This window comes from Saccharopolyspora sp. NPDC003752 (assembly GCF_053605825.1).
In genome coordinates, this window is record NZ_JBSGJZ010000016.1 from 153,966 (window position 1) to 177,240 (window position 23,275).

Sequence of the window (23,275 nt, forward strand, 5' to 3'; positions counted from 1 at the left end):
CGGGTGGGCGGGGTCTCTTCTTTGGACGGATCATGGCGATCGATCCTGGGGGCGGGCCGAGCAGTGCGGGCCTTGGCGGCGAGTTGCTGGATCTCGCGCTGTCCGCACACGGCGCGATCGGCTGGCGGTTCGACTTCGCCGACCGCAAGATCACCTGGATGCCCGGCATGGACGTGCTCCTGGGCATGCCGGGCGCGACCGACGAGGCCGTCCGCGACCGGCTGACCGAGCTCATCGAGCCGTGGGCGGCGACGGCCGACCCGTCCGCCTGGCCGCAGGAAATCGACCGGGAACAACCGATCATCACCGCCCACGGCGAGACCCGACTGCTGCAATTGCGCGCCCGCGCGTACGGTGACCGGCGCACCGGCGGCCTCATCGGCCTGATCCGCGAGGTGACCGGCCTGCACCGGGACCGGCAGGCCCTGGAGGACCTCGCCGGCCGCTACTGGCTGCTCGCCGAGCTCAGCCCCGATGCGATCTGCGTGCACCAGGACGGGATCATCAAGTACGCCAACCCGGCGATGAGCAGCATCCTCGGCGCCGAATCCTGCGAGCGACTCCTCGGGCGGCGGGTCACGGACTTCGTGGCCCCGCAGTCGGTGGTCGAAATGCGCAAGCGGCTGAAGTTGCTGACGGCCGAGGGCATGGCGACACCCCGGTCGTACGCCGACCTGCAGCGCGAGGACGGCACCTCGGTCCCGGTGGAGATGGTGGCGGTGCACACCACCTGGGAGGGGCGGCCGGCGGTGCAGGTCATCGGGCGGGACATCACCGCGCAGAAGACCGCCGAAGCGGCACTGCGCTACCAGGCGGCGCTGGTGCAGCACGTCAACAACGCCATCATCGCGACCAGTCGCGAGGGCGTGGTCACCAGCTGGAACCCGGCCGCCGAAACCGTGTACGGCGTGCCCGCCGAGCAGGCGTTGGGGCGGCACGTCGAGACGCTCGTCGGCGCGCCGCTGCGGCCCGAGGCCCTGGTCGCCGAGGGCGGGGTCACCGAGGCCGTGCACCGGCACCGGGACGGCACCTCCCTGGTGGTCCGGATCTCGGCGTCGGAGATGGATTCCGGGTTCGTGCTGGTGTGCGCCGACGAAACCGCGCACCGGCAGGCCGAACAGGACTTCGCGACCGTCGTCGCGGCGCTGGACGAGGGCGTCGTCGTGGTGGGCTCGACGGGCACCATCGAGGCGGTGAACCCGGCCGCCGAGCGCATCGCCGGCTCGACGGCGGCCGAGATGATCGGCACCGCGCCCACGTCCTGGACGCTGTTCGACGAGGCCGGGACCCCGATGCGGCCGGACGAGCACCCCGCGGTGGTGACGCGGCGAACCGGCAAGCAGCAGAACTCGCGGGTGATCCGCTTCAACCGCGCCGACGGCCGCAACACGTGGTTGGCGGTCACCGCGCGGTCGCTGAACCCGCAGGACAGCCCGCCGCACAAGGTCGTCATCTCCTTCAGCGACATCACCGAGAGCCGGGCCGCCAGGGAGCGGCTGGAGTACGAGGCCACCCACGATCCGCTGACCGGCCTGGCCAACCGGACGCTGGTGCTGCGCCACCTCGGGGCCGCGCGGCTGCGAACGCTCCCGATGGCCGTGCTGTTCATCGACCTGGACAACTTCAAGCGGATCAACGATTCCCTCGGCCACGGCGTCGGCGACGAGGTGCTGCGGATCGCCGGGAACCGGTTGGTGCGCGCGACCCCCGGGGAGGCGCTGGTCGGCCGGCTCGGCGGCGACGAGTTCGTGATCCTGGTGCACGGCGAGGGCAGCCACGCCGTGCTCCGCAGGCTCAGCGAGCGGCTGCTCGCCGCCCTCACCGAGCCCATCCAGGTGCAGGGCAGGCAGCTGCACGTCAACGGCAGCATCGGCGTGGTGCTGGCCGCGCCGGAGGACACCCGGTCCGCCCAGGACCTCCTGCGCGACGCCGACGTCGCGATGTACAAGGCCAAGGCCCACGGCGGCGGGCGCTGCGCGTTCTTCGACGTCGACCTGCGAAAGCGCGTGCAGCGGCACATGGTCCTGGAGCAGGACCTGCGCCACGCCGTGCAGCGCGGGCAGCTCTGGGTGGCCTACCAACCGGTCGTGGACCTGCGAACCGAAGGCACGGTCGCGGTGGAGGGCCTGCTCCGGTGGTGGCATCCGCTGCACGGGGCGGTTTCGCCGGGCGAGTTCATCCCGCTGGCCGAGGAGAGCGATCTGATCAACCCCATCGGCGCGCACATGCTGCGCGAGGCGACCAGCCGGGTCGCCGCGGCGCGCGAGCGCCACGACCTCGATCTGCACCTCAACGCGAACCTTTCGCCGCGCCAGCTGGAAGATCCCCGGCTGCAGGACCACGTTCAGCAGGCGCTCGCGGAATCCGGGCTGCCATCCCACGCGCTGTGCCTGGAGATCACCGAGAACGCGATCATGCAGGACCCCGAAGCCGCGACGCGCGTCCTGACGGCGCTGCGCGAACTGGGCATCGGCCTGGCGATCGACGACTTCGGCACCGGCTACTCCTCGCTGGCGCAGCTGCGCCAGCTGCCGCTGGACATCGTCAAGATCGACCGGACGTTCATCACCGACCTCGGTTCCTCCGACGAGCTGGAGATCATCGTCGCGGGCATCGTCGCGATGGCCCACGCGATCGGCCTCGGCGTGGTGGCGGAAGGCATCGAGACGGCCGCCCAGCTCGCCATCATCCGAGACCTCGGCTGCGACCAGGGGCAGGGCTACTACCTCGGCAAGCCCGCCCCGATGGACTGGCTGTTCCCGCCGACGGCCGGTCGGCGGTGAGCACCGGCGGTCCGGGGTCGACCATCCGGATGCTTTTCGGCGCGGTTGTCGCGCGGACCGGGCGACCAGCGGGTTTCGACTGGCTGCGGCCGGGGCCTGCTGGTCGAATCGTGCCGTGGGCATGACCGCGAATACCCCGCCCGCACCTCATCGGGACGTGCGCGGGGTGATCAGCTGGGCGCTGTGGGACTGGGGTTCCGCAGCGTTCAACACCGTGATCTTGACGTTCGTGTTCACGGTGTACATGACCGAGGGCGTGGCCGCCGATCCGAAGAGCGGCTCGGAGTCCCTCGGCCTCGCACTCACGATCTCGGGCGTGTGCATCGCGCTGGTGGCGCCGGTGACCGGGCAGCGCAGCGACGCCGGCGGGCGCCGCAAGCTGTGGCTGGCGGTGCACACCGCGCTCGTGGTGGCCAGCACGGCCGGGCTGTTCTTCGTCCGGGACGATCCGGCTTACCTGCTGCTGGGCCTCGTGCTGATCTCGGTGGGCAGCGTGTTCTCCGAGTTCGCCACGGTGAACTACAACGCGATGCTGCTGCAGGTCTCGACGCCCGCGACGATCGGCCGCATCTCCGGTTTCGGTTGGGGCCTGGGCTATTTCGGCGGGCTGATCGCGCTGGTGATCGTGCTGATCGGCTTCGTGCAGCCCGACGTCGGCCTGTTCGGCGTGACCTCCCAGGACGGGCTGAACATCCGCGTCGTGGCGCTGTTCGCGGCCGCGTGGTTCGCGGTGTTCGCGTTGCCGCTGTTCTTCTTCGTGCCCGAGGCGGAGTCCTCCGGCGAGCCGCTGCGCCGCGCGATCTTCAGCAGCTACATCGTGCTCGGGAAGCGGCTGGCCCGGATGTGGCGCACCGAGCGGCGGACGCTGGGTTTCCTGGTGGCCAGCGCGCTCTACCGGGACGGCCTGGCCGCGATCTTCACCTTCGGCGGCGTGATCGCCGCGGGCACCTTCGGCTTCACCGCCACCGAGGTGGTGGTCTTCGCCATCACGGCGAACCTCGTCGCCGGGCTCGGCGCGTTCCTGGGCGGTCGCGCGGACGACCGGTTCGGCCCGAAGACCGTCATCATGGCGTCGCTGATCGGGCTGGTCGTGGTGGGCGGAGCGCTGGTCGCGGTGCCCGGCAAACCGGCCTTCTGGGTGGGCGGGCTGCTGCTGGCGATCTTCCTGGGGCCGACCCAGTCGGCCAGCCGGACCTTCCTCGCGCGCATCGCCACCCCCGGCCGGGAGGGCGAGGTGTTCGGCCTCTACGCCACCACCGGTCGGGCCGTGAGCTTCCTCGGACCGCTGGCGTTCAGCGGCTTCATCGCCTTCTTCGGCACCCAGCGCGCGGGCATGGGCGGCATCGTCGTGATCCTGCTGATCGGGCTGCTGTCGATGCTGCCCGTGGCGGCCCCCGACCGCTCCGGCAACTCCGACGACCTGGCGACCACCGACGCCCCGTGACCGTCAGGCCGTCCGGCGGGCCAACGCGGGCGCCTGCTGCTCCGCGAGCGCGAGGAAGGCTTGCAGCGCCGGGCTGTGCGCTTCCTGGCTCCGCGCGGCGAGTCCGAGTCGCCGGTGGCCGGTCGGTCGCACCGGGCGGGTCACGAGCGTTCCGGGCAGCGCCGGCACCGCCAGTTCCGGCATGAGCGTCGCGCCGAGCCCGCCCTCGACCATGGCCAGAGCCGTGGAACCTTCCTGCACGGCACCGGATTCCAGCGGTTCCAGCCCGTGTTCGCGGAACGTGCTCCGGACCAGCGTCGCGCAGCCCCCGGACGACAGGATCAACGGTTCCGGCACGAGTTCGGCCAGCGGGACGACGCGGTGCCGCGCGAGGCGGTGGGTCTCGGGGACGACCAGGACGAGCTCGTCCTCGGCCAGGGCGATGACGTCGTGGCCGTCCGCCGGCAGCACGACGAACGCCACGTCGACCTCGCCGTCGGCGAGCAGGTCCCTGATCTGCAGGTCGTTGCCTTCCCGCAGCGTGACCTCGACGTCGGGGTGCTCCCGCCGGTAGGCGGCGAGGAGCCCCGGCAGCAGGCGCGTCGACGCGCTGGTGAAGCTCCCGACGCGCAGGCGTCCCGCTCGCAGTCCGCGCATCGCGAGGACTTCGTCCTCGGCCACCCGCAGCCGCGCGAGGACCGCCCGCGCGTGTTCCGCAACCCGCGCCCCTGCGTCGGTCGCGCTCGCCCCGCCGCGTCCGCGGCGCACGAGCGCCACGCCGAGCTCGCGCTCCAGCCCGTTCACCGCGTGGCTCACCGCGCCCTGCGTGACGTGCAGGGTGGCGGCGGCCTTCGTGAACGAACCGGTGTCGAGCACCGCGACTAGGCATCTCAGCTGCTGCAGCTCCACCATCAACCGCCTTCATGGAAGGCATGAAAACCATTCCGTTGACTCATGCTCCCAGCTTCCCGATCCTCGGTACAACCCCTGATCGAGGAGGCACCGTGGATCTGGCGAGATTCCGAGAGCAGTTCGCCGTCCTGGACCGCATCGCGTGGCTGTCCACCCCGAGCTGCGCGCCCGCCGCCGAGCCGGTGCTGCGTGCGCTCCGCGCGGAGCTCGCGAACTGGGATCTCGGCGACTTCTCCTGGCCGCAGCGCGATCGGGCGGCTCAGCACAGCCGGCGCCAGGTCGCCGGGCTGCTCGGCCTCGATCCCGAGCACGTCGCGCTCGTCCAGTCGGTGGCGGAGGCGGTCGCGACGGTGGCCGCGGCGCTGCCGGCCAGCAGCAGGGTCGTCGTCGGCGCCGAGGAGTTCCGCAGCAACATCTTTCCCCTGCTCGCCGCGGAACAACGCGGCGTGCACGTGGAGCAGGTGCCGATGCCGGGCGGTTGCCTGCGCAGCGAATCGCTGGTGGCGGCGATAACCGAGGACACGACTCTGGTGGCGCTGAGCGACGTGCAGTCCGCGACCGGTTGGCGCACCGATCTGGCGGCCGTCTCGGCGCGGTGCCGGGAGGTGGGTGCGCAGTTGTTCGTCGACGCGACGCAAAGCGCCGGCGTGCTCACGCTGCCCGAAGGCGTGGATCCCGACTTCATCGCGATCCACGGCTACAAGTGGCTGTTGTGCCCGCGCGGCGCCGCATGGCTCTACGTGCGTCCCGACCGGCTTGCCGCGCTCGCGCCGCTGGCGCCCAATGTCAAGACTTCGCCCGAACCACAGGGCTACTACGGCGGTCCGCTGTCCTACGCGCCCGGCGCACGCAGGCTCGACATGTCGCCGTGCTGGCCTTCCTGGGCCGGCGCTGCCGCCGCGCTCGACCTGCTGCTGGCGCTCGACGCCGCCGCGCTCGAACGGCACTGCCTGGAACTGGCCGGGATGCTCCGGGACGGCGCCCAGGAGCGGGGATTCCGCTGCTCCCCCACTGAACGGCCGAGCCACATCGTGACCATCGCCGTCCCGGACGCCGACGCCGCGGCGCACCGGCTGGCGGCCCGCGATGTGCGTGCCACGGCGCGGGCCGGTGCCCTAAGGTTCGGCCTGCACGGCTTCAACACGGCCGACGACGTCTCGCGCACCCTGTCCGCCCTCGAATCCACCGCCTGACGCCCAACGGAGCTGATCCATGGCCGGATCCAATGCGTACACCGACGCCGCGGTCGCCGGCGTCCTCGACTGGGAACCCGAACTCCTCGTCCACGTCCCGTCCTCCCACGCGGCCCCGCTGATCCGCGCCTTCGAGCAGGCCGGCACGCCGTCGGTGCTGGCGAACCGCGAGGAGGAGGCCGTCGGCATCGCGGGCGGCGCAGCGCTGGCGGGCAAGCGAGCGCTCATCGTCATGCAGGACAACGGTTTCGGCAACGCCCTGACCGCGCTCACGACGTTCGCCAAGGCCTACCACGTCGGCCTGCCGATCCTGGCGAACACCCGCGGCGGGCTCGGCGAGTACAACGCGATGATCCACGAGTTCTCCGCCGCGGTCCCGGCGTTGCTGACCGCGGCGGGCATCCACCACACGCCGCTGGGCCCGCACGTCGCGCCGGAGGCCTGGCGGGTCACCACCCGGGACCTGTGCCGCACCGCGGCGATGACCCGCCGCCCCATGGTCGCGCTGCTGGACCTTCTGCACCCCGCCGTCGAACTGCGCCCCGAGGAGGCCACCCGATGATGGACCGCCTCACCGCCCTCGCGGTCGTCGACGACGTCGTCGGCGCCGACCCGCTGGTCGTCACCTGTGGTGCCACGGCGCGGGAACTCGCCCACCACCACGGCCGCGACAGCCACCTGTACCTGCTCGATTCGATGGGCCTGTCCGCGGCGGTCGGCCTGGGCATCGCCCTGGCGGGCGCTCACCGGGTGTGGGCGATCGAAGGCGACGGGTCGCTGCTCATGGGCCTGAACGCGCTCCCGACGCTCGGCGCCAACGCGCCCGCCACGTACACGCTGATCGTGCTCGACAACCACCAGCACGCGTCGGCGGACAAGATGCCGACGCAAGCCGAACACGTCCGGCTCGCGCATCTCACGGCCGCGGCGGGGCTGAAGACCGTGGAGGCGACGGACCCCGGCGGACTCCGCGAAGCGCTGCTGAACGCCCGGTCCGCCGACTGCCCGACAGCGGTGGTGGCGCGAATAGCGGGCGGAAACGCGCCGAACACCCCCTGGCTCCTCGACGACCCGGCAACGATCGCCACCCGATTCCGCCAGAACCTCCTTCTGCGGCAACATGATCCGGCCACCGACCGCGGTGGTCACGCGGAGGTCTTGTAGACGCTCCAGCCCCCGTCGACGACGAGGCTTGCTCCCGTTATGAAGGACGCCTCGTCGCTGAGGAGGAAGGCTATCGGCGCCGCGATCTCCTCGGGGTCTCCGATCCTTCCCGCCGCGGTCTGCTCCGCCGTCCGCTTGCGGTCCGCTTCCGGGACTTCGTCCCAGGCTCGGGTCAGGATCGGTCCCGGGAGGACGCTGTTGACCCTGATGCGCGGGCCGTACTCGACCGCCAGTTGCCGGGTCAGGCCCGTCAGCCCCGCTTTCGCCGCTGCGTAGGCGGGGCGGCCCGGCAGGCCGACCAGGGCGTGCACCGACGAGGTCAGCACCGCGGCTCCCGCCGTCTCGGCCAGGTCTTCCAGGCACGCCTTGAACCCGAGGAACGCTCCCGTGAGGCTGACCGCCAGCTGGTGGTCCCACGACTCGCGGGTGGTCGCGTCGGCGGGCGCCACCTGGACCGCGTAGGCGTTGCCGACCAGCGCCGAGACCGGCCCGAACGCTTCGCGCGCGGCGTGCACCGCCGCGGTCCAGTCGGCCTGGTCGGCGACGTCGCAGCGCTGGAACAGCGCCCGCCCGCCGGCCGAGTTGATGTCGGCGGCGACCGCGCTGCCGCCTTCGGCGTCCACGTCGGCGACCAGCACACCGGCGCCCTCGGCCGCGAGCCTGCGCGCGGTGGCCGCTCCGATGCCCGATGCCGCGCCGGTCACGACGGCCGTCCGGCCCGACAACCGGCCCGATGCCACAGCAGCCATGTTCCTCCGTCCCTCGGGATTCCGGTCCATGCTGCCGCCGGCTCGGCCGATCCACCAGGGCCCGCGGGCGGAAAACCGGGAGACCCAGGGGCCGAAGGGCGCGGAAGCGGTGTTCCAGGAGCACGCGTTCCAGCGGATGGACGCTGATCTGGTCGCCGCTCAAGTGCCGGAGTGTCCACTTTCGACTTCCGCCTTCGGCGAGGTGCCGCCGACCACCTGCGCCTCCCGTGTCAACGCAGCTGCGACATCGAGCGGCACTTCGCCGGGCACCTCGGCACCGGCATAGCACCACCACGTCCGCGGCGATCGTCCGATGTGGACGATCGCCGCGGAGCGGGGTGTCAGGCCGCGCGGAAGGTGAACCGGTAGGTGCCGATCCAGAGCTCGTCGCCGTCGGACAGCTCCGCCCGGTCGACCGGGTTGCGGTTGAGGTAGGTGCCGTTCAGCGAGCCCGAATCGGTGATCGCGTACCGGTCGCCGACGCGGTGGATCCGGGCGTGCCGGAGCGAGACCGTGGGCGCGTCGAGCGTGATGTCGCAATCCCGGCCGCGTCCCACGGTCACCGCGTCGGCGACCGGGATGACGGTGCCCGCGTGGGGACCGCGGCGGACCACCAGCGCCGCGCCCCCGCCTGCGGGGTCGGCTGCGACGCGTGGTGCGGGCGTGGCGGCCCCGGCCTGCGCCGGGATCGCGGGCGGCTCGTCGCCGAAGGTTCCGACGGGCATGGCGGCCGCACCGCATCGACTCTGGTTCATGGCGTCCTCCTGACGGATTCGAGTCGCCGTCGCGCACGCGGCGGCTGCCGGCGCAGGTCGTCGGGGGAACCCGCCAGGCCCGGCACCGTTGCGACCGGGCCCGTGCAATCCAAGTTACCGGCGGAACCAGGGCGCTCCTTGAGAATTGGCTGAGAGGACACCAGGAATTCACCCGTGTCGAGCAGCGCGGGATCCGGCCATTGGACTGGTCCACAATGGATCACGGTGGACCACGAATACGAAATCAGTTCAACGTTTCGGCCGGTGCGCCGATGCCGAAGTCCCAGCGCAGTGGCCTTGCACACGTTCTCCCGAGCGCGAGCCGACCGGGAGCTGTTGTTCGGTCCCCGCAATGGCTACGCTCTACCGCGGCAACCGTGCAAGTCCGGGTGCATTCGGGGGCGATAATTCTGCAGACGAAGAACGGGCTGACCCATTCGGAACAACTCGGGTTCCCGCAAGCGCAAGAGGTCGGACTCGACCTGCTGGCCACCGCCATCAACGAGTACGCGATCTACATGCTCGACGCGAACGGGACCGTGACGAGCTGGAACCCGGGCGCCGAACGCATGAAGGGCTACCGCAGCGACGAAATCGTGGGGCGGCACTACGCCGTGTTCTACCCGCCCGAGGCCGCGGCCGAACGCCGGCCGGAGCGGGAGCTCGAACACGCCGCGCGCACCGGCTACCACCAGACCGAGGGGTGGCGCGTCCGCAAGGACGGCACCCGCTTCTGGGCCCACGTCGTCACCGCCGCGCTGCGGTCCTCCGACGGCAGCCTGCGCGGCTTCGCCAAGGTCACCAGGGACGACACCGAGTCCCGCACCCGGCTGGAGCGCTCCAGCGAGCGATTCACCAACCTGATGGGCCTGACCCCGGTGGGCATCGCCCTGTTCGACGAGTCGCACCGGCTGGCCCGGGCCAACGACGCGCTGTGCGACCTGCTCGGCTCGGAGATCTCCGAGCTGCACGGCACGCGGGCCGACGACCTGCGGCACCCCCAGGACCGGTCGGGCCCGCTCGTCATGATCTCGGATGCGCCGACCCACCGTGTGCTCAAGCGGCCTGACGGCCGGCCGGTGCACTGCGACCTCCGCTGCGCCGCCGCCGTGCAGGACGACGGGCGGCTGTTCTGGCTGGTGGCGTTCCAGGACATCACCGAACGGCACCAGCGGGCCGAGGAGCTCCGCTACCAGGCCACCCACGACTCGCTGACCGGGCTGTTCAACCGCCGCGCGGTCAAGGAGCTCCTCGACGAACTGGTGAGCGGGCCCGGCGCCGAGCGGGTCGGCGTGCTGTTCTGCGACATCGACAACTTCAAGCGGGTGAACGACTCCCTGGGCCACGACGCCGGGGACGAGCTGGTCGCGACCCTGGCCCGCAGGCTGCGCAACGGCATGCCGCCGGGATGCGTCCCGGCCCGGCTCTCCGGTGACGAGTTCGTGGTGGTCTGCCGCGACGTCGACGCCGTGGGCGGCCTGGAGGCGCTGGGCGCGATGGTGTCCGGCCTGCTCCGCACCGTGGTACGTCTGCAGGGCCAGCCGGTTCAGGTGTCGGCCGCGGTCGGCTGCGCGATGACCGACGGCACCACGACCTGCGGCGACGACCTGCTCCGCTTCGCCGACGCGGCCATGTACCGGGCGAAGCGGCGCGGGCCGGGGCGGGTGGCGCTGGCCGATCCGGGGCTGGCCCAGGCCATCAACCAGCAGCTGCGGCTGGAGTCGGAGCTGCGCGAGGCCATCGACAACGACGATCTCGTGCTCCACTACCAGCCCGTGGTGGACGCCGCGGGCAACGTGGTCTCGGCAGAGGCGCTGGTCCGGTGGCAGCACCCCGAGCACGGCCTGCTCTACCCGGACGTCTTCCTGCCCGTCGCCGAGCAGGGCGACCTGCTGCGCGACCTGGACCGATGGGTGCTGCACACCGCCCTGAGCCGGGCCGCCCGGTGGCCGACCGCCGGCGGGCGCCCGGTCGGCATCGCGGTGAACCTCGCCGGGTTGCTGCCCGACGACCCGGAGTTCACCGCCGAGGTGACCGGCGCGATCGCCGAGTCCGGCATCGAGCCGAACCGCGTCGTCCTCGAACTGGTCGAGACGGTGCTGGTCGATCTGCCGAGCGGGCCGCGACGCGCGATGCTCGAACTCGTCGACCGCGGCGTGCGGTTCGCCGTCGACGACTTCGGCACCGGCTACTCCTCGCTGGCCCGGATCAAGGACCTGCCGGCGCAGATCATCAAGGCGGACCGCAGCTTCGTCTCCGACCTCGGCGTCGGCTCCCGCGATCTGGCGGTCGCCCGCGCGGTGGCGGAGTTCGCCCGCGCGCTGAACTGCCAGACCGTGGCCGAAGGCGTCGAGACGGCGGAGCAGTTCAACCTGCTCGCCAGCGTCGGGATCGACGTGTACCAGGGCTTCCTGTTCGCCCGCCCGGTCCAGGAGGACCGGTTCACCGCCATCCTGGAGCAGGGCCTGCCGCTGCCGTGACCGGATTCCGTTGCCGGGCAACGGAATTCACGGGGTGCGGCCGGTGATGGCGACGATCCGATCGAACAGCGGGGCGTCGGCCGGCGTCTCGACGGGACTCCCCCACAGGCTCTTGACCGGGGCGTTCGGGACGAACTCCGCCACGTGGTCGAGGCAGGCCCGCAGGGTCTCCTCGGGCAGCTCGAAGGGCTGACCGGTCGCCTTCGCGAGGTCCCAGCCGTGCACGACCACCTCGGTGAGCGCGATCTTGCCCCACACCTCGTTCGACAGCTCCACTCCCGCGCCGCCGGAGCTGCCCCGCCAGGCCGCCGGGTCGTCCCACGCCTCGCCGAGCGCCCGGACGTGCTCGGCGACCTCGCGCCGCCAGTCGTCGCCGAGGTCGGCGGCTCGCTCGCCGACCTCGCCGCCGGCGAGCGCGGCGAAGCCGTGAGCGGCCTCGTCGACGTGGTCGATCAGGTCGCCGACGGTGTACTCGGCGCAGGGCGTGGGGGCGGCGAGCTGGTCGTCCGCGATGCCTGCCAGCAGGTCGTTCATCCGGCGGCAGGCCGGCTTCAGGTCGATCACTGATCCTCCTCGGGTTCCGTTCCCCGATGTAGACGGCTCGCGGAACCGGGAATCGTCGCCGCGCGGCGAATCACCACTCCCGAGCTACACACACGTGTAGTATCCTTCTCGTGTGATTAGTCAGATGCACGTGTGGATAGGTGACGGGACATGAGCTTGCCGGGACTGGATCCGGAGGACCTGACCGCCCGGGCGCGGATCCGGGACGCGGCGCTGCGGCACTTCGGCGAGCACGGCTTCGACCGGGCGACGATCCGCGGGATCGCCGGGACGGCGGGCGTGTCGTCGGGGCTGGTGCGCCACCACTTCGGCTCCAAGGAAGCGCTGCGCGACGCCTGCGACGCCTACCTCGCCAAGGTCCTGAACGGGATCAACGACGACGTCAGGGCCGACAGCGCGCCGGGCGGCGTGAACTACGTCGGCGTCGCGGGCGCGGCCTTCGGCCCGTACCAGCGGTACGTCGCGCGTGCGCTGGTCGAGGGGCGGGCTGCGCCGCTGTTCGACAAGCTCGCCGAGCTGGGCGCGCAGTGGCTGGCGGAAGCCGACCGGAAGCGTTCCGACCCGCCGGAGGTGTCCCCGGAGCAGCGCGCGACCGTCAGCGCGGCGATGGCGCTGTCCATCGCCGTCATGCACGAGCACGTGTCCCGCGGCCTCGGCGTCGACGTGTTCACCCCGCAGGGCGAGGACGTGCTGGCCCGCGTCCTGCTCGACCTCTACTCCCATCCGCTCCTCAGCCCGGAGGAAGCCGCCGCCATCCGGTCGCGGCTGCCCGCCGGAGGAGGCCTCGATGACTGACGCGATATCGATCACCGGTCTGGTCAAGGAGTTCGGCCGGACCACGGCGCTGAACGGCCTCGACCTCGCGGTGAGAACCGGTGAGGTGCACGGCTTCCTCGGCCCGAACGGCGCCGGGAAGAGCACGACGATCAGGATCCTGCTCGGGCTGTTGCGCGCCGACGCGGGCTCCGCCCGGCTGCTCGGCGGCGATCCGTGGCGGGACGCGACGAGCCTGCACCGCAGGCTCGCCTACGTGCCGGGCGACGTCACGCTCTGGCCCGGACTTTCCGGCGGAGAGGTCATCGATCTCCTCACGCAGCTGCGGGGCGGCGCCGACCACGCCAGGCGCGCGGAGCTGATCGACCGCTTCGACCTGGATCCCCGCACCAAGTCCCGCGCCTACTCCAAGGGCAACCGGCAGAAGGTGGCGCTGATCGCCGCGCTCGCCTCCGACGCCGAGCTCCTCATCCTCGACGAACCCACCTCAGGACTGGACCCGCTGATGGAGGTGGTGTTCCGCGACGTCGTCCGGGAGGAGGTGCGGAGCGGCGGCCGGACCGTGCTGCTGTCCAGCCACATCCTCGGCGAGGTCGAGGAGTTGTGCGATCGCGTCACCATCGTCCGCGACGGCCGGGCCGTCGATTCCGGTTCGCTCGCCGAACTCCGCCACCTGGCCCGCACCTCCGTGCGCGCCGAGCTCACCGGCCCCGCGGACGGGCTCGCCGAGCTCGCGGGAGTGCACGACTTCCGGACGGAGGACGGCCAGGTGTGCTTCGAAGCCGACGCCGACGCCCTAGGTCCGGCGCTGAGCCGGCTCGGCTCGATCGGCGTTCGCGGCCTCGTCAGCCGGCCGCCCACGCTCGAAGAGCTCTTCCTGCGGCACTACGGCAAAACCTCCGCGGAGGCCACCCGATGAGCACCCTCGCCGGAACCTTCAGCCTGGTGCGGCTGGCGCTGCGCCGCGAGCGGAACATCGCGCCGTGGTGGGTCCTCCTGCTCGTCACCATGTCGTTGATCATGGTCGGCTACATCAACCGGAACATGGGCACGCCGGAGCTGAAGGCGACCTACACCGCGATGATCAACCAGAACGCCTTCTTCCGGGCACTCGGCGGCGGAACCGTCGAACCGGACCTCGGCGTCCTCTCCTCTTGGCGCAGCGGCGGATTCCTGTACGTGATGAACGGTCTCGCCGCCCTGATGGCCGTCGTCCGGTACACCCGCGCAGACGAGGACGCCGGCCGCGCTGAGCTGCTGCGCGCGGGCGCGGTCAGCCGCTACGCCGCGCTGACCGCCGCCCTGGCGGTGGCGGGCGGGGTGAGCCTGGCCGGTGGCGCGCTGACCGCCGTCGTGCTGATCGCGACCGGGCTGGACCCGGTGGGGTCGATCGCCTACGGGGCGGGCATCACCGCCGCCGGTTGGGTGTTCGGCGGCGTCGCCGCGGTCGCCGCCCAGCTCGCGCAGAACGCCCGCACCGCAAGGGCTTTCGCGCTTTCCGTCCTCGGCGCCGCCTACGTCCTGCGCTACGCCGGCGACGCGAGCGGGCAGTACTGGATGACGTACGTGTCGCCGATCGGCTGGAGCCACCTGGTGGCGCCGTACCGCGACGAGCGGTGGTGGGTGCTCGCGGTGTCGATCGCCACGACCGCGGCGCTGTCGGCCATCGCCTACCGCCTGGTGGATCGCCGCGACCTCGGAGCCAGTCTGATCCCCGAGCGCACCGGGCCCGCGTCCGCGCCGCGGCTGCGCGGCCCGATCAGCCTGTCCTGGCGCCTGAACCGCGGCCTGCTGGTGAAGTGGGCCGTTGGGCTCGCGGTGTTCGCGGCCGCCGCCGGCGCGCTGAGCACCCTGGCGCACCAGCTGCTCAACGCGCCCGGCGCGGCCCGGCTGCTGGAGAACTTCGGCGGCCGGGCCGGTTCGGAGCTCCACTACTTCCTGTGGCCCATCATCCTGATCTTCGCGCACGTCATCGCCCTGTACCCGGTGCTGATGGTCCAGCGGCTGCGCGCCGAGGAGAGCAGCGGCCGGGCCGAAGCGGCGCAGGCCACGCCGATGACACGGCTGCGCTGGGCGGCCGGGCACCTGCTGGTGACCGGCCTCGGCACGGCGGCGCTGCTGGCCGTCACCGGACTCGTCTTCGGAGTGTTCTTCGCTTGGCTCGTGGGCGATTTCGCGACGGACGTGCCGCGCATCCTCCTCCAGACGATGGGAACCGTCCCGGCCGCGTGGCTGGTGGGCGCGGTCTGCGCGTTCGCCTACGGGCTCCTGCCGAAGGCGAGCGGGGCGATCTGCTGGGCGGTGTGGGTGGCGACGGCGGCGCTGGGGCAGATCGCCGGCCCGCTGTACGGGGTGTGGGGCGGGACACCGTTCGAGCCGTTCCACTACATCCCGAACACCATCGCCGGAAACCCGTTCGACCCGGGCCCGGCGCTGGCGATGATCGCGCTGTCGGCCGTCCTGCTCGGCGGCGGACTGCTGGCCCTCCGCCGCCGGGACTTCGGATAGGCGACGGGATGGCAGGACGCCGGGGCGAGGACGAAGGTGCTCCCGTCGTCTTCGGGAACCGCTACCGGGTCCGCGCGGGTGGCGGTTCGGTTCCGCCGCCGTCCGCTAGGCCGGGCGCATGGTGCCTTCGTCGAGGTAGCGCTGGTGCCAGGACAACGCCTCGCCGAGGAGGTGCGGGGTGTGGCGGCCGAACGACGATTCCAGGGCGCGGTCGTGGTAATCCCGCAGCGCCGGGCGGAAATCGGGATGCGCGCACCGCTCGATGACCAGCTCCGCGCGCCTGCGGGGCGAGAGGCCGCGCAGATCCGCCAGGCCCTGCTCGGTCACGATCACGTCGACGTCGTGCTCGGTGTGGTCCACGTGCGAGACCATCGGCACGATCGAGGACACCGCGCCGCCCTTGGCCACCGACGGCGTCACGAAGATCGACACGTAGGCGTTGCGCGCGAAGTCCCCCGAGCCGCCGATGCCGTTCTGGATCCGGCTGCCCATCAGGTGCGTCGAGTTGATGTTGCCGTAGATGTCGGCCTCCACGATGCCGTTCATCGCCAGGCAGCCGAGCCGGCGCACGACCTCCGGGTGGTTGCTGATCTCCTGCGGTCGCAGCACGATCTTGTCGCGGTAGGCGGCGGCGTCGCGGTTGAAGCGGTCCACCGCCGCCGGGCTCAGCGAGAAGGCCGTCGCGGACGCCATCAGGAGCTTGCCCGACTCGATCAGCTGCAGCATCCCGTCCTGGATCACCTCGGTGTAGGCGGTCAGCCCGTCGAACGGACCCGCTTGCAGCCCGGCGAGGACGGCGTTCGCCACGTTGCCCACCCCGGACTGCAGCGGGAGCAGGTCCCGCGGCAGCCGGCCGGACCGCACCTCCAGGTCCAGGAAGTCCAGCACGTGCCCGGCGATCCGCCCGGACGTCTCGTCCGGCGGTGTGAAAACCGTGTTGCGGTCGGGTGATTCGGTCTCGACCACCGCGATCACCTTGTCCGCCGGGCATTCCAGGTACGGCACGCCGATCCGGTCGGCGGGATGCGTGATCGGGACGGGCTTGCGCCGCGGCGGCAGCGCCGTCCCGTAGTAGATGTCGTGCATCCCTTCCAGGTGCTCGCTCTGCCACGAGTTGACCTCGAGGATGACCCGGTCGGCCCGCTCCAGCCAGGTCTTGTTGTTGCCCACCGACGACGACGGGATCAGGCGGCCGTCCTCGGTGATGCCGCTGACCTCCACGACGGCGACGTCCAGTTCGCCGAAGACGCCCTGCCACACGCGCTGCGCGACGTGCGAGAGGTGGATGTCGGTGTAGTCCATCCGGCCGGAGTTGATCTTCTCGCGGGTGACCGGGTCGGACTGGTACGGCAGCCGCAGGTCGATGCCCTCCACCTCGGCGAGCGCGCCGTCGAGCTCCGGGGCGGTGGACGCGCCGGTCCACAGGCCGACCTTCATCGGCTCCCCCTCCGCGCGGGCCGCGGCGACCCGCTTGGCCAGCGCGCCCGGCACCTCCTTCGGATACCCGGCGCCGGTGAAGCCGCTCATGCCCACGTTGTCGCCGGTCCCGATCAGCCCGGCGGCCTCCTCGGCGTCGACGATCTTCGCCGCCAGCTGCCGGTTCCGAACCCTGCGGGTCATGTCCGCCCCTCCCGCTCCATCGAGGTCGAAGGCGCCACCCGCGATTCGCCGAACGCCGCCGGGGTGGCCTGATGTGACGGGGATCCTAAGCACGGAGCGCAGCGGAAAATAGCTGTGACGCAGGGCACCACGGCCGCGAGGACTCCGCAGAGCAGCGTCGAATCCCGCGTTTTCGCTGGTGGGCAAGGCAAATCAGCGCCCCGCCGGCACGCGGGAAGTCGTCGGCGGCTCGTTCGCACGGCGACACCAGCGGTCGCCCAGCGAACGCCAGACGCGACGCCGATTTCGCGCGAAATCGGCGGTTCGCGTGCGGGCGGGGCGCTGATTTCGCGCGAAATCGCCAGTGCCGCTCGGCGTCGCATCACACTCCTGGTGGCGGCACGCGGCCGGGCGCCCCTGGACGGCTCGCCGGCGGCTTCAGCCGCAGGTCCGCTTCGATCCGGGCCGCCGTAGCCACCAGGAGCGGCACGATCTCGCGCCGCACACTGTCCTCCGTGGCACTGTGCGCGTCCAGGGAGACGTTGACCGCCGCGAACACCTTCCCGTCGGCGTCGCGGATCGGCGCGGCGACACCGCGCAGTCCCTCCTCCAGTTCGCTGTCGGAGATCACGAAGCCCTGCCTGCGGATTTTGCCGAGATCCGCGAGCAGGCCTTCGCGGGTGGTGATGGTGTGCGGCGTGAGCGCCGCCAGGTCCGTCGAGCGCAGCCGCGCCTCCAACCGCTCCGGCGGCATTCCGGCCAGCAGCACCTTGCCCATCGACGTGGCGTGCGCGGGGAAGCGGGTGCCGACCGGGATCGCCACGGACAGCAGCTTCGGGCTCGGCACTTGCGCGATGTAGCAGATCTCATCGCCTTCGAGCACGGCCACCGCCGTCATCTCCCGCAGTTCCCGGGTGAGCCGGCGCAGGTGCGGCTCGGCGATCTGCGGCAGCGACCGGCTGGACAGGTAGGCGTAGCCGAACTCCAGGACCTGCGGCGTCAGCGCGAAGTGCCGCTCGTCGTGGCGGACGTACCCGAGGTCGACCAGCGTCAGCAGGATCCGCCGGGCCCCGGCCCGGTCCAGGCCGCTGGCCTGCGCCACCTCGGTCAGCGTCAGCTCGGCCCGCCCGGGCGAGAACGCCCGCAGCACCGACAGGGTCCGCTCGACCGAGCGGACGAAGTGCCCACCACGTTCTTCCGGCACGCCGCCTCCCGTTCCTCCCGGCTGGATGTCCCGCCCGATTCTGCGCCGCGAACATCCCGGTCCACAAAGGACATCTGTCGATGCGGCCTGGCGCCAACCTCACCCTATTGAGTGACAACGCCGATCCGCCCACTACGCACCGTGTCTCGTTTCACGGCCCGCGAGGTGGACAGGACCGCCATCGGGCCCCGAGACTGGACACCGAACAACCGACGGTGACGTGGCCAGCATTGGGGCCGGACTTCTTCCCGTACTTCATCTGTATCGATACAGAAGATCCGGACCCGCCACGCCCCCGACAGCGGCCATCACGACCCGCCGCACTCCCCCGATCCCCGCTCCCCCGAGAGGACAACTGTGCCCATCGCGCTGCTCGCACTGGCCATCGGCGCCTTCGGCATCGGCACGACCGAGTTCGTCATGATGGGCGTGCTGCCCCAGGCGGCCGCCGACCTCGGCGTGTCGATCCCGACCGCAGGCAACCTGATCACGGGTTACGCGCTAGGCGTGGTGATCGGCGCCCCGGCCCTGACGATCCTGGGCGCGCGGCTGCCCCGCAAAGCCATGCTCGTCGGCACGATGGGCCTCTTCACGGTCGGCAACCTGCTCTTCGCGCTGTCCCCGAACGCGGAGATCGGCACGGTGTTCCGGTTCCTGGCCGGCCTGCCGCACGGCGCTTTCTTCGGCGCCGGCGCCGTCGTGGCGACCAGCCTCGCCGGGCCGGGCAACCGCGCCAAGGCCGTCTCGATGATGTTCATGGGCCTCACGCTGGCCAACGTCGTCGGCGTGCCGCTCGGCACGCTGCTGGGCCAGCAGTTCGGCTGGCGCGCCACGTTCGCCGTGGTCGCCGCCATCGGTCTCGTCGCCGTCGCCGCCATCGTCCGGCTGGTGCCCGCCCAGGGCCGGCCCACGCCCGCCGAGGCCTCGGTGCGCGGGCAGCTCGCCGCGTTCCGCCTGCCGCAGGTGTGGCTGGCGCTGGCGATCGTGACCTTCGGCCTCGGCGGGACGTTCGCCTGCCTGAGCTACCTGACCCCGATCCTCACCGACGTCTCCGGGTACTCGCCGACGGGCGTGACGGGCCTGCTGGTGCTGGCCGGGCTCGGCATGACGCTGGGCAACTTCCTGGGCGGCCGGGTCGCCGACAAGGCGTTGATGCCTGGCCTGTACGCCGTGCTGATCGGGCTGGCCGTGGTGCTCGGCGCGTTCACGATCACCTCCGGCGACAAGCTCGCCGCCGCGGTGACCGTCTTCGTGATCGGCGCCCTCGGCTTCATGGTCGCGCCGATCATGCAGGCCGTGGTGATGGACAAGGCCGGCGGGGCACCGGCGCTCGTGTCGGCGGCGCTGCAGTCCGCCTTCAACGTCGCGAACTCCATCGGCGCCTACGCCGGCGGCCTGGCGATCGCGCACGGCCTCGGGCTGCTGGCGCCGAACCTGGTCGGCTCGGCGCTCTCGGTGATCGGCCTCGCGCTCGCCGCGGTCTCCGGAACCCTGGAGCGCAACACCGAGCGCGCGGCGGTCACTCCGCCAGAAGCCGCAGAAGTCCCGGTCATGCGGACTGAACGCGAGCTTGTCGCAGCCTGATACTCCACTGAGGACAGGTCATGCCGCCGCCCTGCGCGCGAACGTGGGCGCGTGCTCGGGGAGGACCCCCATTCCACCGATGTACGCGGTCACACCGCGCAGGAACGGCGCGCGTTGCAGGGCGCGCAGCAGCAACGGCAGCTTGTTCTCGTCGAGCGTGCCGTCGAGCGCCGGACGCAGCAGCATCTCGTGTTCGCCGCGCTGCGACTGCTGCGCCACCGCCATCGGCAGCCACCGGCGGCGCTGGATCTTCGCGAGCGCAGCGGCGGGAACCCGGCCGCGCCGAAGCGGTTCCGCCAGCACCCGGGCCGCCGCGACGGCGTCCTGCACGGCGAGGTTGACGCCGACGCCGCCGACCGGCGACATCGTGTGCGCGGCGTCGCCGATGCACAGCACGCCGTCGCCGTACCAGCGGCGCAGGCGGTTCATCTCCACCCGCAGCAGCTTCACGTCGTCCCACGAGCGCACCGACTCCAGCCGGGCTTCCGGCCAGCCGAACAGGCCGGCCAGCCGCGCCCGGAACACCGCGATGTCCTGCGCGCGCAGGGCCTCGTTCCGGCCCTTCCCGATCAGGTAGGACGTCTGGAAGTAGTCGCCGCGGTCCATGGTGACCGAGGCCTGCCCGCCGCCGAAGTGGCCGAACACCTCGCCGTCGGCGTCGCCGTCGGCCTTGGGCACCCGGACCTGCCACACGTCCATCGGCACGTCGTAGGAGATCGGCCGCAGCCCGGCTTCCCGGCGGACCACCGACCAGCGACCGTCGCAACCGACGGTCAGCGGCGCGGCGAGTTCGCGCCGCACGCCATCGGCGTCGCGGTAGTGCACACCGGTGGTGCGACCGGCACCGTCCTTGCGCAGCCCGGTCACGGCGCTGCACATGCGCAGCGTGAACGACGGTTGCTCGGCGGCCGCGGTGGCCAGCAGGTCGAGGAAGTCCCACTGCGGCACCATCGCGATGTGCCGGTACGGCTCGCGGAGCCGCCCGAAGTCGGCCATGACAACCGTCTTCGAGCCGATCCGGATGCGCATCTTCGCCAGCTTCCCGGCCGGCAGCTCGGCGAACCGCTCGCCCAGACCGAGCTCGTCGAGAAGCCGCAGCGTGGATGGATGCACGGTGTCGCCGCGGAAATCCCGCAGGAAGTCCCGGTGCTTCTCCAGCACCGTCACCACCACGCCGGCGCGCGCGAGCAACAGGCCCAGCATCATCCCCGCCGGGCCGCCCCCGACGATGCAGCACTGCGTTCGATCCGTCATGGCGACCACGCTAGCAGAAACTTAGAGTCTCTCTAATTTTAGATCTCATGTAGAATTGGCGACCATGAGTGACCGGCCCGGGCTGCGGGAGCGGAAGAAGCGGCGCACCAAGCAGGCCCTGATCGAGGCGGCCATCCGGCTGTTCGACGAGAAGGGCTACGACAGCACCACCGTCGCCGAGATCGCGGCGGCCGCCGAGGTGTCGCCCGCGACGTTCTTCAACTACTTCTCGGCCAAGGACGAGGTCGTCTTCGGCGACGACGATCTCTACGACGACCTGCTCCAGGAGGCCTTCGCCGGTCGCGCCGCCGACGAGCAGCCGGAAGACCTGCTGCTGCGCACGATCCACCAGCTCAGCACCGCCGATGCCTGGAGCTTCCCCTTCGACCACGAGCTGACCAGGATCCGGGCCCGGCTGATCGCCACCGTCCCGGCCTTGCGCGCGGGCGCCTTGCTCCGCAACGCATCCCTGCAGCAGCGGCTCGCCCACGCCCTCCGCGAGACCTATCCCGCGGAGCTCGACGCACTGCACGCCGCGGCGCTGACCGGGGCCCTGATCGGCGCGATCGACGCGGCCATGCACTCCGGCCTCGACCGGGAACCGACCACCGACGCCGTCCTGCGGGCCGCGGAGATCGCGCTGCGCGGCCGCCGGTGAACGGCGCTGCGAGCCGGGGTCTTTGGCCTCTGGATCAGGCAGTTCCGCCTCCCGCACGGTGAGTCCCAGGCAGGGCGAGCGGAGGAGGCGGCGATGACCACGCACGGAGCACGACGCATGCACACCGGTTGGGTGGGATGGGTGTACTTCGCCGCCACCATCCTTCTGCTGACCGGCATCGTCCAGGTGATCAACGGGGCGATCGCGTTCGCCCGCTCCGGCTCGACGTACGTGACACCGGCCGGATCGGCGGTGCAGATCAGCTACGCCGGGGTCGGCTGGAGCTTCCTGATCACCGGTGTCGTGCTCGCCGCCACCGGGGTCGGGCTGTTCGGCGGTCGCACCTGGGCGCGTGCCGTGGCCATCGCCATGGCGGTGATCAGCATCCTGACCAACATCGCCTTCTTCATGGCCTATCCGCTGTGGTCGGCGGTGGTGATCGTGCTCGACGTGGTCGTGATCTACGCGCTGGCCGCCCACGGCCGGGAGGCCGGCCACCGGTAGCCGGGCGGATCCCGGCGTTCCACAGTGGATGCTGCGCGCCCATCGCGGCCGCCCGGCCAGGCGCGTCGAGTACGCTGCGCTCCGGGACGTCGCGCCGCCCCGGTCTTCTCCGGCGCGGACCGGGAAGGAGCGCCGGGTGAAGCGGCCGACGATCATCGACATCGCCCGGGAGGTCGGGGTTTCGAAGGCCGCCGTCTCCTACGCGCTCAACGGGCGCGCCGGGGTCTCGCCGCAGACCCGGGAGCGGATCCTCGACGTCGCGACGGCGATGGGCTGGCGGGCCAGCAGCGCGGCGCGCGCCCTGTCCAACGACCGGGCGGCGAACGTCGGCATCGTGCTCGCCCGCTCCCCGGAGGTGCTGCGCACCGAGCCGTTCTTCATGCAAATGCTCGCCGGCCTGGAGCAAACCCTTTCGGCGGACGGGTTTTCGCTGCAGCTCGCGCTCGCGGCGGACACCGGCACCGAGCTGGACACCTACCGGCGCTGGTGGGCGGAGCGGCGGGTCGACGGCGTGGTGCTGACCGATCTCCGGGTCTCCGACCCGCGCCCGGAGCTGCTGCGCGAACTGGGGACGCCGGCGGTGTTCTTCGGCACCGCGGGCCCGATGACGGGGATCCCGGTCCTGCGGGCCGACGAGGACGAGGCCATCCGCAGCGCGATCACGCACCTCGCGGAGCTCGGTCACCACCGGATCGGGCACGTGCAGGGGCCGCCCGATCTCCAGCACACCGTTCGGCGGGCGGACGCGCTGCGCCGAGCCGTGAGCGGAACGCCAGGCCTCTCGGTGCACCACGCGCCCGGCGATTACACCGAGGAGGGCGGGGTTCGCGCCACGCGCCGCCTGCTCGCGGCACCGAATCCCCCGACCGCGGTCATCTACGACAACGACGTGATGGCGGTCGCGGCGGTGGTGCACGCCGAGGCGCTGGGCGTGCGGGTTCCAGTCGATCTCTCGGTGCTGGCGTGGGACGACTCGATGTTGTGCCAGGTGGTTCGCCCCGCCATCACCGCGTTCGCGCACAGCGTCGTCGTGGATTCCGCCACCGCCGCCCGCATGCTGCTGGAGCTGATCGAGACCGGTTCGGCCGACGACGGTGAGCTGTCGCCGCGGACGCTGGTGCCGCGCGGGAGCACCGCGACCGCTCCCGGCAACTGACCGACCAACGG

Annotated in this window: 20 protein-coding genes; 13 read left to right on the forward strand and 7 right to left on the reverse strand. The window is 71.7% G+C overall.

Going from position 1 to position 23,275, the window contains the following annotated elements; all coding sequences use genetic code 11:
- The first annotated feature begins 32 nt into the window (after window positions 1-32).
- Together ACWEV3_RS22180 and ACWEV3_RS22185 are read left to right on the forward strand one after the other, a co-directional pair.
- Complete coding sequence (locus ACWEV3_RS22180; protein WP_452615726.1) at window positions 33-2,783, forward strand: sensor domain-containing protein; 2,751 nt, start codon at window positions 33-35, stop codon at window positions 2,781-2,783.
- A 121-nt stretch (window positions 2,784-2,904) separates the two neighbouring features.
- Window positions 2,905-4,227 carry an MFS transporter gene (locus ACWEV3_RS22185; RefSeq protein WP_452615727.1) on the forward strand — a complete coding sequence of 441 codons (1,323 nt, stop codon included), beginning with the start codon at window positions 2,905-2,907 and terminating at the stop codon, window positions 4,225-4,227.
- A 3-nt stretch (window positions 4,228-4,230) separates the two neighbouring features.
- Here ACWEV3_RS22185 and ACWEV3_RS22190 read toward each other — a convergent pair whose 3' ends face one another.
- Window positions 4,231-5,118, reverse strand: coding sequence for a LysR family transcriptional regulator (locus tag ACWEV3_RS22190; RefSeq protein ID WP_452615728.1), 888 nt, complete (start codon window positions 5,116-5,118; stop codon window positions 4,231-4,233).
- A gap of 92 nt (window positions 5,119-5,210) precedes the next feature.
- On the opposite strand from ACWEV3_RS22190, the gene ACWEV3_RS22195 reads away from it, so the two are divergent.
- Genes ACWEV3_RS22195 through ACWEV3_RS22205 form a run of 3 tightly spaced genes read left to right on the forward strand, consistent with a single transcriptional unit; the run spans window position 5,211 to window position 7,475 of the window.
- Window positions 5,211-6,311, forward strand: coding sequence for an aminotransferase class V-fold PLP-dependent enzyme (locus ACWEV3_RS22195; RefSeq protein WP_452615729.1), 1,101 nt, complete (start codon window positions 5,211-5,213; stop codon window positions 6,309-6,311).
- A 19-nt stretch (window positions 6,312-6,330) separates the two neighbouring features.
- The gene (locus tag ACWEV3_RS22200) at window positions 6,331-6,873 is read left to right on the forward strand and encodes a thiamine pyrophosphate-binding protein (protein WP_452615730.1); all 543 of its coding nucleotides are present in this window, start codon (window positions 6,331-6,333) and stop codon (window positions 6,871-6,873) included.
- Window positions 6,870-7,475, forward strand: coding sequence for a thiamine pyrophosphate-dependent enzyme (locus tag ACWEV3_RS22205; RefSeq protein ID WP_452615731.1), 606 nt, complete (start codon window positions 6,870-6,872; stop codon window positions 7,473-7,475). The genes ACWEV3_RS22200 and ACWEV3_RS22205 overlap by 4 nt, the downstream gene beginning before the upstream one ends.
- On the opposite strand, the gene ACWEV3_RS22210 is transcribed toward ACWEV3_RS22205, so the two are convergent.
- Together ACWEV3_RS22210 and ACWEV3_RS22215 are read right to left on the reverse strand one after the other, a co-directional pair.
- Window positions 7,457-8,224 (reverse strand): SDR family NAD(P)-dependent oxidoreductase, encoded by a 768-nt coding sequence (locus ACWEV3_RS22210; protein ID WP_452615732.1) that lies wholly within the window; start codon window positions 8,222-8,224, stop codon window positions 7,457-7,459. The two genes, ACWEV3_RS22205 and ACWEV3_RS22210, sit on opposite strands and share 19 nt — an antisense overlap.
- Before the next feature lie 341 nt (window positions 8,225-8,565).
- Entirely contained in the window at window positions 8,566-8,979 is a 414-nt protein-coding gene (locus ACWEV3_RS22215) for an FHA domain-containing protein (protein ID WP_452615733.1), read from the reverse strand.
- Window positions 8,980-9,356: 377 nt separating this feature from the next.
- Between ACWEV3_RS22215 and ACWEV3_RS22220 the strand changes: the two genes are divergently transcribed.
- Complete coding sequence (locus ACWEV3_RS22220) at window positions 9,357-11,459, forward strand: sensor domain-containing protein (RefSeq protein WP_452615734.1); 2,103 nt, start codon at window positions 9,357-9,359, stop codon at window positions 11,457-11,459.
- Between the two features lie 27 nt (window positions 11,460-11,486).
- Here ACWEV3_RS22220 and ACWEV3_RS22225 read toward each other — a convergent pair whose 3' ends face one another.
- Window positions 11,487-12,023 carry a TIGR03086 family metal-binding protein gene (locus ACWEV3_RS22225; RefSeq protein ID WP_452615735.1) on the reverse strand — a complete coding sequence of 179 codons (537 nt, stop codon included), beginning with the start codon at window positions 12,021-12,023 and terminating at the stop codon, window positions 11,487-11,489.
- 150 nt (window positions 12,024-12,173) lie between these two features.
- Between ACWEV3_RS22225 and ACWEV3_RS22230 the strand changes: the two genes are divergently transcribed.
- From ACWEV3_RS22230 to ACWEV3_RS22240, 3 genes are read left to right on the forward strand one after another with little or no spacing between them, the layout of a single operon-like run.
- Window positions 12,174-12,818, forward strand: coding sequence for a TetR/AcrR family transcriptional regulator (locus tag ACWEV3_RS22230; RefSeq protein WP_452615736.1), 645 nt, complete (start codon window positions 12,174-12,176; stop codon window positions 12,816-12,818).
- Complete coding sequence (locus ACWEV3_RS22235; protein WP_452615737.1) at window positions 12,811-13,716, forward strand: ATP-binding cassette domain-containing protein; 906 nt, start codon at window positions 12,811-12,813, stop codon at window positions 13,714-13,716. The genes ACWEV3_RS22230 and ACWEV3_RS22235 overlap by 8 nt, the downstream gene beginning before the upstream one ends.
- Window positions 13,713-15,305: an ABC transporter permease gene (locus ACWEV3_RS22240; protein ID WP_452615738.1), complete on the forward strand. Its 1,593-nt coding sequence runs from the start codon at window positions 13,713-13,715 to the stop codon at window positions 15,303-15,305. Before ACWEV3_RS22235 ends, ACWEV3_RS22240 begins: the two co-directional genes overlap by 4 nt.
- 105 nt (window positions 15,306-15,410) lie before the next feature.
- Here ACWEV3_RS22240 and ACWEV3_RS22245 read toward each other — a convergent pair whose 3' ends face one another.
- Both ACWEV3_RS22245 and ACWEV3_RS22250 read right to left on the reverse strand, forming a co-directional pair.
- Window positions 15,411-16,925, reverse strand: a complete 1,515-nt coding sequence (locus ACWEV3_RS22245) for an acetyl-CoA hydrolase/transferase family protein (protein ID WP_452615739.1) — start codon at window positions 16,923-16,925, stop codon at window positions 15,411-15,413.
- Window positions 16,926-17,286: 361 nt separating this feature from the next.
- Complete coding sequence (locus ACWEV3_RS22250) at window positions 17,287-18,108, reverse strand: IclR family transcriptional regulator domain-containing protein (RefSeq protein ID WP_452615740.1); 822 nt, start codon at window positions 18,106-18,108, stop codon at window positions 17,287-17,289.
- A gap of 357 nt (window positions 18,109-18,465) precedes the next feature.
- Here ACWEV3_RS22250 and ACWEV3_RS22255 point away from each other — a divergent pair, with 357 nt between their 5' ends.
- Window positions 18,466-19,692 (forward strand): MFS transporter, encoded by a 1,227-nt coding sequence (locus ACWEV3_RS22255; RefSeq protein ID WP_452615741.1) that lies wholly within the window; start codon window positions 18,466-18,468, stop codon window positions 19,690-19,692.
- An 18-nt stretch (window positions 19,693-19,710) separates the two neighbouring features.
- Here the strand turns inward: ACWEV3_RS22255 and ACWEV3_RS22260 are convergent, their stop codons facing one another.
- Complete coding sequence (locus ACWEV3_RS22260; RefSeq protein ID WP_452615742.1) at window positions 19,711-20,946, reverse strand: FAD-dependent oxidoreductase; 1,236 nt, start codon at window positions 20,944-20,946, stop codon at window positions 19,711-19,713.
- 64 nt (window positions 20,947-21,010) lie between these two features.
- Here ACWEV3_RS22260 and ACWEV3_RS22265 point away from each other — a divergent pair, with 64 nt between their 5' ends.
- The 3 genes from ACWEV3_RS22265 to ACWEV3_RS22275 all read left to right on the forward strand — a co-directional run bounded on the left by ACWEV3_RS22265 (window position 21,011) and on the right by ACWEV3_RS22275 (window position 23,264).
- Window positions 21,011-21,604 (forward strand): TetR/AcrR family transcriptional regulator, encoded by a 594-nt coding sequence (locus ACWEV3_RS22265; protein ID WP_452615743.1) that lies wholly within the window; start codon window positions 21,011-21,013, stop codon window positions 21,602-21,604.
- A 93-nt stretch (window positions 21,605-21,697) separates the two neighbouring features.
- Window positions 21,698-22,108, forward strand: coding sequence for a DUF7144 family membrane protein (locus ACWEV3_RS22270; RefSeq protein ID WP_452615744.1), 411 nt, complete (start codon window positions 21,698-21,700; stop codon window positions 22,106-22,108).
- 136 nt (window positions 22,109-22,244) lie between these two features.
- Window positions 22,245-23,264, forward strand: a complete 1,020-nt coding sequence (locus ACWEV3_RS22275; RefSeq protein WP_452615745.1) for a LacI family DNA-binding transcriptional regulator — start codon at window positions 22,245-22,247, stop codon at window positions 23,262-23,264.
- The last annotated feature ends 11 nt before the right edge of the window (window positions 23,265-23,275 follow it).